Raw genomic sequence first — 14273 nt, forward strand, 5'->3', positions numbered from 1 at the left:
TAGAGAAAAAATTGCTAAATTAGAAGATTTGGTTTTAAATGCTAAAAACCAATTAAATTTCTATGGTTCATATGAAGATATAAAAAACTTTGATACAACTAAAGCAAACCAATATACTTTTGAGTCAGATCAAATTTATCAAGAGGCTGTTCTTGAGTTAATGCAAGCAATAAATATTAATTACAATGGTATTTACGCAATCAAAAAACAAGAAACACCAACAGACTTAAGTAAACCTTTTGGAAAATTATATGAAAAAGCAAAAAGAGTTATTTACTCTTCAAGCGAGTCAAATCCTTTTATTAAATGAATCGTTAATTTAAATGTTGAAGAAGAAGATAAAGAAATAGCTAGCCAATACTTAGATAATTCAACTTTTAGTGATAAATTAAATGGTTATGGAATGGTTTTAGAAGCTATTGAACACGCTGAAAATATGCAAGCTATTTCAAGTTCATATGCACTAGAACTTAAGCAAAAAGTAATTAATCTTCCAGAAGCTGCCGATGCTGTATTTTTATATTCAGGTATCGATACTAAGGGTGATTTGTCTAATTTAGCTGGATTAGGGCCATGAAAAGAAAATTATAAATCAACTTCAAACGAAAATAGAACCGGGTATTATAAATATTTACTTTCGGCTTTAGAGGCGCTTAGAAAAGTTTATAACTATTCCAACACTTTTATTCAAGGTAGCGAAAGATATAGATTTTCTACTGATTCAACAAAAACAAAATATGATGATTTACTAAGAAAAGCAACCAATATTTTTTCAAGTGGTTCTAAACCTACTTTAGTTGAATTGTTTAGAAATTCACAAATTAATATGAATCAATATTACACACAACAACAACACCCAAGTTTTGTGAATTTCGATATTTATAATCATCAACAAATAGCGCTAACAAGCGATTTTGCTGATGTTATAACTAAATTAGATGGTGATATTTTTGCTACACAATCAAGAGCAACAATAAGTGCGCTTGAACATATTAAGCCTCAAGAAATTGTTGAATTTATCAATAACTTTAACCGTTCTGAAAACAGAATTATAGGTCAGTCAGTTGTATGACAAGCACAAAATAAAAACAATGCTTTCAACAGATATGTAAAAGATTCTAAAGATATGATTAACTCTTTAAAAAATGTTGAAGAATCTTTAAAAGAACAATTAATTCAAAAGGTTGATTCATTTGTTTATACAGATGATATTTATAATTTTAAAAATCAATTGCAAAAGCAAGTTGAAAAAATTAATTCACTTATGCCTAATTTAATAGATTTCTTAGAAAATCTTAAAAAGGTAAATTTCACTGAAAGTGATTTATCAATTCAAAATAATGTTAATTCACTTTTAGATGAAGTAAAAAAATATGTAAATATTGACTTAAGTCAAACGCCTGTTAGTGCTAAATTTTTCGATTTAAATAAAATTAGCGATTTAGAAACAAAAATTACGCAACTAAATAATTTGAAACCTACTTTTAACGGAGAAAATAACATTAATGCAGCGTTAAAAAAATTATTCGATGTTATTAATCCGCAAATTAACCTTTCTAATTCAAATAAAGAACAATACAAAAATTCTTTATTTTCAAATTCACAAAACACTGATGCACAAAATATTGTCTTTAAAAATGATTTAAGTTCTTTAGAGGCTATTGATATTGAAAAATTAAGTGTAAACAAAGTAAATAATTTAACTGATGTTGCTAATAATTCAATTGTTAAACTTAATAAACTTAAAGAATTATTAAAAGAAGCTAACACACTTAAAACAAATAATGAACCTAAATATGTATATTCAGAAAAAAGATTTAAAGATGCTTTTGATAATCTTTTAGCATCAACTCAAATAACTAATCTTTTAGTAAATTCAAATTCACTTGATACTAATTCAATGAAAATCAGCCCAAATAGTATTTCAATTTTTGATAATGCAAACAATATTGAAACTTTAAATGCTCAATTACGTAAAGCTATTGACGATTTAAATGGTTTAGATAAATTACAAATTCAAAAAAATGATTTTATTGAAAAAGTTAAAAAAGATCCTAATTTAACTGAAAAACAAAAAGAAAAGTTAATTGAACAATTTAACTCTGAAACAGATCTAAATGAACAAAAAATTAATGAATATGAAACTCTACTAACAAATTTAAGCGAGAATACAAAAGAGCTTAAACCACACCAAAATACTCCAAAACAAACAATTAATAATGATTATTCTCAAGAATTAAAAGATTTAATTAACAAACACAATGATACTGTTGATAAAATCAATGATTTATTTTTAAATAAAAATGATAATGCTGAAATTATTAACCCCGAATATATTGAAAAACTTAAAAATGATTTATTAGATTTACAAAATCAAATTAATACAATCAAACAAAAAGAACAAGAATTTAATTCAGCTAAAGATCAAGCTACTTTTGATATTGATAATTTAAATAATTTATTAACAAACCAAAAAGATAAATTAAAAGATTTAATCAATCAAGCTAGTGATGTTAAACAAATTGAAACTATAGTAAATAAAGCCAAAGAATTAAATGATACAATGGCTCCGCATAATTCTTATAAAGATAATTATTCAAATATACCTTATGATTCATCATTAGAAGAATTTAATCCAAACTTAGCTAACGCTAAAGTCGAATATGACTTAGCTAAAGAGCAATTTGAAAAAATTGCTAATTCTAATGAGGATTTAATTATTGATAATGCTGATGTTAAAAATAAATTAGATGAGTTCAAAACAAAAGCTGAAGAGTTATTAAAACAACTGCAAAACGCAAAACAAAATAAAGATCAACAACAAGCGCAACAATTACAAGAAACAAAAAACAATGCTATCAACAATATTGATGCTATTTATCAATTAGTAGGTAAAAATATACCTGAAAGCGAAAAACAAAAGATTCTTGAAGCTACAAGTCAAAATATAAATTCAGTAGTTCAAGAAGCTATCAATGTAGCTAAGGCGGTGGTAGATGTTGAAGTTGATAAATTAAACACAATTACAAACACCACTAAAAATGAACTTAAAAATTCATATCAAGATAAAAATCAAGCTTCATTAATGAAGCCTAATTTTGATCAGACAATTCAGCAAATTAAAAATTCAGTTGATACATTAGTGGATGATATTGATTTTATTAAACAAACAAACACAAAACAAGAATTAAAAGACATTTTCAACAACACAAACAACGCCAATAATTTACCTTCGAATGTTGTTGAAGCTAACCAAAATTATTTAAGTGTCGTTGAACAAATCAAACAAAAAGCTAAAGATTTATCATCAACATTCACAAGTTTAAGCGAATCACTAAAACAAAGATATAAAGATGCTATAGATCAAGTTTTAATTAACTCTAATACAGTTGATAAATCAAATAACTCATATATAGCAAAAGAAATTAATAATTTAGTTAATTTCTATACACAATTAAATAATGCTAAAAAAGAAGCTTTTGACAAATTAAAAGAGGCTAAAAATAAAAATTTAATTGACACAAATCAAGAAGATAAATTAACTGAATTAATTAATGATGCCTTGTTTGTTAATGATGCACAAGATGCTAAAAGAAAAATTGATTCGATTATTTCAATAAATAATTACCCATATTTATCTCAAAACCAAAAAGATCAATTTGAAAACCAAATTATCAATTTAGATAAACAATCTTCAGCTGAGGATTACCAAAATGCCTTTGGTAAAATTGACACTAACGCTTCAAGTTTAAATGCAAAAATGGAAGAAGCTAGAGATAAAGTTGCCAAAATTAGTGATAAAAATACAGAAGCTAAAAACAATTTAAATACACAATTAGATAATCTAAATATTGATAATTCAGCATTAGAGTTAATAACTAAGAAAGCCGAAAGTATCTTTAATGTAGAGAATTTAGATCAGTTGTCAACAAAAGATTCTTTAATAAAACATTTTGTTAATGAAATTATTAATTCAAATAACACTGCTGATGTACAAACAAACGAGCAAGCGGCTATTGATTTAAATCAAGCCTACAAAAATTTAGACAAAAAAGTTAATGATTTAACTCTTCAAAACATTACACAAACACAAAAATACAGATTAGCTGATGAGAGTTTAAAACAAGCTTTTGATGAAATTTTTGCAAAAGCAAAAGAAGTTGTTAAAAATAAAGATATTAATGTAGCGGCGCAAGTTAATCAAAAACTTAGTGATTTAATCGCAGCTTATGAAAATTTAAATGGACAAGACTATTCCCCAAATTTAGATAATATTATCCACTTAAAAGATAAAGATTCTATTGCAGCTTTAGCCTTAAGTCAAGATTCTCTTGAAAAAGCAAATCAAATAATTCAAAAAGCACAAACTTTAGATGATAATTTAGCACAATTAATTGAAACAAATCAAAACTTATCTAATAATTTAGATGCTTATAATTCAAACAACAATCCTAAATTAAATGATTTTATTAATTCTCATATAAATTCAATTAAACAAGAGTTAAATAACAATAATTCAATAATAGAAGAGTTTAAGAATACACATTTTGATAACGAAAATCTTTTTGATATTCAAAATACAAAAACAAATAATAAAAAAGATCAAATAAAACCTTCTATCACTAAAGTTGATCCTTCAAAATTAGATGATTTAAATCAAATTGCAAATGTTTCAGAAATTTTATTAACTAACATTCAAAAAACAAATCATATAAATTCAATTATGAATTTAAATGATGCTGATAATTTAGCTAGTGATTTAGCCAATAAAGCCAACGAAGCTTTAGAAGCGGCTAAAACAAATGCTAAAAATAATATCTCAAGTGCTAAAACATTAGATTCACTTCAAAAACAAGAATTTGACGCTAGCGCTAATTCTCAAAATCAAATTACTCAATTACAAAATATCTTTGACAAGAAAGTTCAACAAGCTAAAAATAATTTAGAAAGTTTAATTGACAATTCAAACTTAGAAGATAAGCAAGGCTTTAAAGATCAAAATAATTTTGATCAAGCTAACACAATTGAGAGAATCAATGAAATTTATGATTTATTAATCGATAAAGCTAAAAAAGAAGCTAACAGCACAATTGAAAATTTAAATAATTTAAGTTATGAAGAAAAGCAACAATTCCAAGATAAAGTTGATCAAGCTAATACAATTGAACAAATTATCAAACAAATTGATGCAGCTAAAGCTTTAAATCAAAAAACTGAAGCAATAAATAATTTAAAAGAAATTTATCAATTAGTAAACAAACAAGCTCCACAACAAGAATTAGATAAAATCACAAATGCTACAGCCGACAATATTGAACAAGTGATTAGTCAAACACTTAATAATGCTAAAGATGTTTTAAATCAAGAAGTAGATAAATTAAACACAATAACTCCTTCACAAAAACAAGATTTAAAAAACTCTTATTCAGCAAATGAAGTTACTCAAATATCACAAATTAAACCCGCTTTTGAAACAGCAAAAAACCAAATCAAGAATAACGCAGACAATTTAGTAAATACAATTGATTTTATTGATTCAGCAACAAAAGAAGAAATTAAAAATCTTTTTGATCTTCCACAACAACCATCAAATGTTGTTATTTCAAATCAAAAATACAACGATATTCTTGATAAAGTTAAACAAAATGCCAAATCTTTAAGTGATAATTTCGATAGTTTAAATCAAAAAGAAATTCAAAACTTTAAAGATGCTATTGATGCTACTGTTGCAAATTCAAATAACATTGAAAACACAACAGCACAAAACAAAAATATTGCGCAAATTTTAAATGATATCGTTAAAAACTACAAAGATTTAAATGACATCAAAAAACAAGCATATGATAAACTTAGAGAAATTTATCAACCTACAAACTCAACAGCCTTAATTAATGAAGAACAAAATTCAAAACTTACACAATTAATTAATGATGCAAATGATGTTGAAAGTGTTAAAGATGTAATTAGAAAAATTGACAATATTATTCAATTGAATCAATATGAATATTTATCACAACCTCAAAAAGATAATTTTGAAAACCAAATCATTAATTTAGATAAAAACACTTCTCAAGAGTCTTACACTCAAGCGGCTCAAAACATTAACAATAACGCTTCTAGCTTAAATGATTTAATGAAACAAGCCAGAGACGAAGTTAACAAAATTAATGATAAAAATCAAGCTGCTAAAACTACTTTAACTAGTGAGATTGAAAAATTAGATGTAGATAATGATGCAGTTAATTTAATTAAAAATAAAGCTATAAGTATTATCAATATTCAAAACTTAAGTGAGGTTTCACAAAACCAAACATTGGTTGATAAATTTGTAGATGTTGCGCTTAACGCTACTTCTAATCCAGCTATTGAACAAAACCAAACAAACGCATCTAATTTAAATGATGCTTACACAAGATTAAACAACCAAATAAATCAATACACAAACCCTAATGTCAAAGATACTCAAAAATACAAATTAGCTGATGATGCTTTAAAAGCTACATTTGACAGCGCACTTGAATCTTCACAAATGCTTAAGACAAACAAAAATCTTGAAATAGCTCAAGAAGTTCAAACTAACATTCAAGCTTTAATTGATGCTTATAATGCATTAAATGGTGATAATTTTACTGTAAATCTAGATAATATTCACCATTTAAACAATAAAGATTCAATTAAACAATTAGCCTTAGAACAACCTTCAATTCAAGAATCAAATGAAGTTGTTGCTAAAGCACAAGAGTTAGATGATAATTTAGGTAAATTAATTGAGCAAAGCGAGCAACTAAACAATAATTTAAATGCTTTTGAACTACCAGATTCACAGCCTAACCCTAACCAAAAGTTAAATGAGTTTATTCAAAGTAAAATTGACCAAGCTAAAGCTGATTTAGCACAAACAAATAATTTAATTAATGATGTAAAAAATCAATCTTACACAACTAAAGAACTTATTGATGATAAAAACACATTAGTAGTTAATGACTCAACAAAAGTTGATCCAATTATTGTTAAATTTGATCCAGCTAAATTAGAAGATTTAAATGATATAGCAAATGTAAGTTATACACTTTTAAGTCAAGAAAATAAAGAAGAATATATCAATAACATTATTGATTTAACTAACAAAGATACTTTAAATGAAGACATTAAAAATCAATTCACTCAAGCATTAGATATAGCTAAAACAAACGCAATTAATGAAATATCTAAAGCTAAAACACTTAATCAACAAGAAAAACAAGAGTTTAACACAAATGCAAACAACCAAAATAAATTAAGTGATCTTGAAAATATTTTTGACACTCAAGTGCAAAAAGCTAAAGATAATTTAAATACATTAATTGAAAAATCTAATATCGCAAACAAAGAAGAATTTAAAACAACAAATCACTTTGATCAAGCTAATACAATTGACAAGATTAATGAAATTTATGATAAATTAGTTGAACAAGCTAAAAATGAAGCTCAACAAACTATAAATGATTTAACTAACTTATCTAAAGAACAAAAAGATGAATTAATCCAAAAAGTTAAAGATGCTAGTGATACACAACAAAACATCAATACAATTGATCAAATTAATGAAATTCTTGAAGAAGCTAACAATTTAAATGATCAAGAATTAGCTAACGCCAAAGCTAAAGCTATAGAAGAAATTAAGAAGATAAATAACTTAATTTCTAATGATGCTGATTACTCAAATAATGCATTAGAACACATTAATTCAGCTCAAAATATTGATGAAGTTAAGGTTAATTTTGAACAAGAAGTTATAAATTCAATTAACGCAATTAAAGATTCAATTAACAACTCTGAATTAGATAAAGTTAATGACACTGAAAGCCAAAATACTTTTGAGCAAGTGTTAAACGACAAATTAGATCAGTTATTAGATCCACAAAATTCACAAAAAATTGATGTTGATAATGCGTTTAATAATATTAACCCAATAAACTCACAAGCTTTAGATGAGTTAAAACAATACATTAAAGATCAAATTAACGGATCAAATATTGCTGACAAAACAACTGAATTAAATAAAGTAGATGCACCTGAAAACCAAAATATTAACGCTTTAAATGAACTTTACCAGCAAGTAGTTCAAAAAGCTAAAGATGAAGCGCAAAATACTTTAGATAATTTAAGAAGTTTAACCGAAGAAGAAAAACAACAATATAACTTTGATAACAAAACTCCAATTGAAATTAAACAAGAGTTAGACAAAGCTATTGAAGCGGACAAAAACGCTAAACAAAAAGCTTTAGATGCTTTAAGAGAAAGTGTTGCTAATATTGAACAAAATTACAACACAAACAATGACCCTTCTTCAGACAAGCCAGCTTTAAATGAGCAATTATTGCAAGAGTTTAAAGACTCTCAAGCTCTAATTACAAACGCTACAAGCGAAAATAATGGAATTAGTAAATTTGAACTTGATAAGCAAAACTTAGATCTTAATTTAGCTGAATTAAAACAAGTTTTAGAAAAAGCTAAAAGTATAAACGACCCTATTGATGATTTAACTCAAACAATCACAAAAGTGGATAACGCTTTAGAAAATCTTGAAAATACACCTTTAAGTGTTGAAGAAGTTAAAATCTTAAGAGATCAATTATTAATGAATATCTCAAAAGATAAATTAGCCAAAAGTATTAAAGATTCTGAGGCTATTGTGCAGATGATTGAAAGTTTAATTGATGAAAATAACAACAGAAATTCACTTGTACAAAATCAAATTCAAAAAACAAATGAACAAATAGCTTTTGTTAGTGATTTAATTGAAAAATACAATCAAGAAATTTCAGCAGCACAACAAGCTACAAACCAAAATCCAAACAACTTAAACACTAACTTAACTCAATACTTAAATAATTTAGTTGACTCTAAAGAAACCTTAAAACAACAACTTAAAAACTTAAAAGAAAAATTAAGTAATCTAGAACAACAACAAAATTCAATTAACCAAAACATAAGTGATTTAACACAAGAGTTAAACACTCAAAAACAAACATACGAGTCTCAAATTCAAGCTTCTAAAGATCTTTTAAACGCTCCTATTAGCCAAGAAGATTTAAACAATAACACTAAATTAAAAGAGTTACAAAATAATTTTGACGCGCAAGCAGCAACTCAAGATACTAATAACACTGCTAGCGATTCTCAAAATAAACAAACACTAAATTCTTGAATTAATCAACTTAAAGAGCAAGCTAATAACTTAAGTGTAAAATCAGTAACTATTAATAATCTTTTAGCTCAAAACATTCAATATTATGATGCACAGCAGTTATTAGATTATTACCAAAAACTTAAACAAGCTTTAAATGATGATAATCAATTCAATAACACAGTCGAATTTGCAAATAACTTACCAGATAAAAGTACTAATTTAGAAGATACTTTAGCTAATGTGTTGCAAAATATTGAAAACGTTACAATTTCTACCGTTGACAACACAAATGAATTACAAAATGCAATTAATTCTAATTTAGATCAATATCAAAATCAAATTAAGCAAAATATCAAACAAAACTTAATTAATAAAGTTACAACAGCTGAGAATTTTGACTTACAAATTAGTGACCCAGATCGTGTGTTTAATGAAATATCTGACGATTTAAAACAAGCTATTTCACAAACAAATGAATTGCTAGATAATCCTGATTATCAAAATAATTCAATTGTTGACTTAGAAAAAGCTTTAGATAATATTACAAACCAAATCAATAAAGAAAAATTACTTAACGCAATAAATGAAGCTAGTCATTGATTACCTAAAATCGATTCAGACACTGCTGAAGATAAACAAAAACAAAAAGAATTGCAAGATGTTTTAAATGAAGCGCAAGAATTTATTCAAAACCCACACACAGCTAATGAATACAATGCTGAAGCTGAAAAATTAAATGCGCAAATTCAAAAAGCTATAACATCATTTAATCAAGCTAAAGAGTTATTATTAAACAAAATTAACGAAGCTAAAGAAGTTGAACCAAAAACTCAATTACTAGAAGATTCAATTGCTTTATCTGAAAACACTTATGAAAACGCTCAAACAATTAAAGAGTTAATAGATCAAAAAGTAGATCTAAACAAATATATTAATAACCAAAAACTTGAAAACTTAATTAATCAAGTTACTCAAATACAAAATCCTTCACAAGATTTAACACAAGCTTTAGAAGAAGATAAACAATTATTAATCACTCCTCAAAACAAAGACACCAACACAACAACTAACGCTCAGTTAGAAGAGGCTATTGAAAATACAGACTATAGAATCAAATCTAATAACTTACAAAATGTATTTGATTCAACTAAGGATGATTTCCCAAGAAGCCAAGAATATCAAAATGCAATTGATCAATCTGAACAAATCTTAAATGATCCTTTAATTAAAAAAGATGTTAACGCTCAAAATATTTATGATGAGCAAGCTGCTAAATTGCAATTAATCAAAGACAGAAACGAGTTAATTAACCTTATAAACAAGGCAAATAATGTTTTAGATCCTAGTGTTGAATTAAGTCAAGAGATTTTTGCTGCACAAAATGTTGTAAAAAATCCTGACTCAACAAATCAACAAATTAAGGATGAAATTGTAAGATTAACAGTTGAGTTAAACTTGAATGATTTAATCAACCAATATAATAAAGCTAGATATTGAGTTGATTTACTTAACCCTACTACTCAAACTGATGCTTTAAGTGTAAAACAAAACTTAAACACTCAAACTCAAAAAGCACTAAACATTATCAATAACTACAGAAGAAATCCGCAAGATCCAAATATCTCTAAAGATGTTATTGATGCACAAACACAAAACTTAAAAGATGCTAACCAAGCTAGTGAAGATATTATTGTTGAAGCTAAAAATAATTTAATTAACTTAATTAAAACTACAGAAAACTTAAGTGAATTTTCACAACAGTTAGCACAAGCTTTAAAAGAAGCCAAAGAATTAGTAGCTAAAGAAGAACTTCAAAAATATCTTGATTACATTAAGATGTTTGAGTTATTAAATGACGCTATAAACAAAAATAATTTAGCACTTAAAGTTGTTGAAGCTAATGAATTAAATCCAAAAAATCAAGATTTAATTAATGCGATTGATTTTGCTAATGAAGTCTTAAACAAACCTAATGCTTCTAAAGAAGAAATTCAAGAAGCTTTAGATAAATTAGATCAAGCGCTAAAACAAAATATTAAAGAAAACAGAGATAACTCAGCACAAATTTTTAGTGACAAAATTGATCAGTTAAACAATCTTTCTCAACTTGAAAAAGATTCATTTAAAGAGCAAATTAAAAACGCTCCTTATATTGATGATATTGAACCTATTTACAATAAAGCTAAAGAGTTAGATCAAACTAAACAAAACATTATAAACACAACCTTAAATGACTTAAACCACTTAAATACAGATCAAAAAGAATTTGTAAAACAAGAAATTATCAATAGTGTATATGATGATAATAATTTAGTTGAACCATTTGTAAATGAGCCGCACACAAACACAGACAATGTAATTACACAAGCTAAAGAATTAGATGAATCAATGCTAAATTTAAGTGAAACTAAAGATATAGTTTCTAAGATTGATTTAGATAATTTAAACGCTTCAGATAAAATCAAAGAGCAAATCAAAAACGCTCTTGAAATTATTGATAACTTAAACAATAATAAAGTTTCAGCTGAAGATAAATTTGACGGATTCACTTATGTTAATGAGCCAAACGCAAATTGAAACAAAGATGAAGTAGACAAATTTAACTCAGAAATTAAAAACAAAGTTAAAGATTTATACAATGATGTGATCGATAATTTAGAGTCATTAAGCGAACAAGAAAAACAAGAATTTAAAGATCAACTTAATAATCTTGATTTTGAAAATGACTTACAAAATTCAATTAATCAAGCTAACGATATTATCAAAAACGCTAACGCTAATAACCACACAAATGATTTAATGAATCAAGTGGTTGAAAAATTAGATAATTTAAACAATAACTACAATGAAAATGATGTAAATCAAACAAAAGAGTTACTAGAGCAAATTAGTGATGAGTCTAAAGATAAATTTAAAGAAGAAGCTAATAACTTACTTGAAACTTTAGACAAAACAGATAAATTAAATGATGCTTTAGAAGAATTTAAAAATACTGATGTTAGCGACGAAAAATTTGATGAAGTTAAACAAAACTTAATTGACGCTATAAATGAATTAGAAAATTCAATTAAACAAACAAGCGAAGATAAATTAAATGATGTCGCTAACAAAATTAATGACAAAGCTAATAATTTAATTGATGAGGCTAACAAATATAAAGATATAACTGATGCTATTATCAATAAAGACGCAGATAAATATCAAGAAATTATTGATAAAACAAAAGAAGATATCTTTAATACAATCAAGGAAGCAATTGACAACACTAAAGCTTTTGAAGAATTTTCAAAAGAATCAATAACAACCAAAGAAAAAGATAAAATTCTTGAAGAATTAGACAAATATGACTTGCCTACAGTTATTAAAAGTGCAATCATTGCTTCATTACCAATTGTTAGTGATGTAAATTATTGATGATTATTATTGTTATTATTAACTATACCTGCAGGATTGTTAATCTGATGATTCATTATTTTAGCTAAACGCAAAAAAGAAGATGAAGAAGAGGAAGAAGAATCTCAAAAACAATAACAAAAACAAGCTCTAAGCTTGTTTTTTTTGTGCTGATATATCGTATTTAATTTTGAAATGTATCTAAATTTAAGTACGTTATTTGGCGAATATATTTACAAAATAATGTAATGGTTTAAAAAATATTGCGTTGAGTTGAGTGATCACAATATAAATCCTTTAATTTTTGTAAGTGTTTTGCATCGTTGTTTTGAAATATTTGTTTAAGCACTTAAATGGCAGTTTCAGAACTATATAGCGCAGCTATATTTAAAAAAATGGTAAAATTATATTAACGCTTTTTTGAGCATAAAAACAGAGGTAAACATGGATAAGAAAAAATATATCGCTAGTTATTTTGAAAAAACCAAACACATTTTGGAACATGAAAAACCTAACAATATTATTAAATTACAATTTTTTCAAAGAAAAGACAACGCAATTTTAGCTGGGATGAACGAAGTATTGGCTTTATTAGAGGAAGTTACAGATACAAGTAAATACGTAATTAGATATTTACCAGAAGGAAGTAAAATCAACAATTTAGAAATTGTTTTAGAATTAGAAGGTAATTATCAAGATTTTGGTATGTGAGAAGGAATGATTGATGGGATTTTAGCTAGAAGCACATCAATAGCATCTAACGCATACGCTTGCGTGCAAGCTGCAAAAGGTAAACCTATTATTTTTATGGGAGATAGAGCTGATCACTATATTAACCAAGAAATAGATGGAAAGGCTATAGCTTTAGCTGGTGTTAAATTAGTTAGTACAGAAGCACAAAAGCAAAATCAAAATAAAGATGAAATAACTTTCGGTAGTGTTCCACATGTTTTAATTCAAGGTTTTGGTGGAGACATAACAGCTGCAATGTTAGCGTATTCAAAACACTTTCCTAATAACAAATTAATAGCCTTAGTTGATTATCATAATGATGTAATTAAAGAGAGTCTTAAAGTTTGAGATGCTTTAGGTGATAAGGTTTGAGGTGTTAGATTAGACACATCTAAAAATATGGTAGATCATATGTTTGATAATGAAGAGCCACATTATGGTGTTAACATCGAGCAAGTTAAAAGATTAAGAAAAGCATTAGATCAAGCTGGAGCTACAAACTATAAAATTGTAGTTTCTAGCGGATTCGATGCGCAAAAAATTAAGGATTTTGAAGATAATAATGCCCCTGTTGATTATTATGGCGTAGGTCAGTCAATTTTCAAGTTATCTAATTCCTTTAGTGCAGATGCGACTATGTTAAATAATCAAAAAGAAGCAAAAGAAGGTAGAAGCTACCGCGAAAATGGAAAATTAGTGGTATATAAAAAATAAAAACTGGAAAAATTTTCCAATAATTTTTACTTATATACGTTAAATATATAATTTTTTTGGAGGTATTAGCCTCCATTATGTTCATAAATTAAAAAAATTAAGCAATTGATAACAATCAACGTTATTTTTAAAGTAATACATTTTCAATAACAAAATTAATATAAAATACAACCAAAATCAATCTATTTATTAAATAGATATCTAATAATTATTAACATTAAAGTTTTTATTTATTTGTTAAGTTCAAATCGTATCCTTTTAT

General features: G+C 26.0%; 2 protein-coding genes. Both read left to right on the forward strand.

From position 1 onward, the window contains the following. The first annotated feature begins 28 nt into the window (after positions 1 to 28). Positions 29 to 12703, forward strand: coding sequence for a hypothetical protein (locus V2E24_RS00710; protein WP_330500512.1), 12675 nt, complete (start codon positions 29 to 31; stop codon positions 12701 to 12703). 288 nt (positions 12704 to 12991) lie between these two features. Continuing rightward, the gene (locus V2E24_RS00715) at positions 12992 to 14011 is read left to right on the forward strand and encodes a nicotinate phosphoribosyltransferase (protein WP_330500583.1); all 1020 of its coding nucleotides are present in this window, start codon (positions 12992 to 12994) and stop codon (positions 14009 to 14011) included. Positions 14012 to 14273 lie beyond the last annotated feature (262 nt).

Origin of the sequence: Mycoplasmopsis ciconiae, assembly GCF_036350065.1 — a bacterium.
Taxonomy (GTDB): Bacteria; Bacillota_I; Bacilli_A; order Mycoplasmatales; family Metamycoplasmataceae; genus Mycoplasmopsis; species Mycoplasmopsis ciconiae.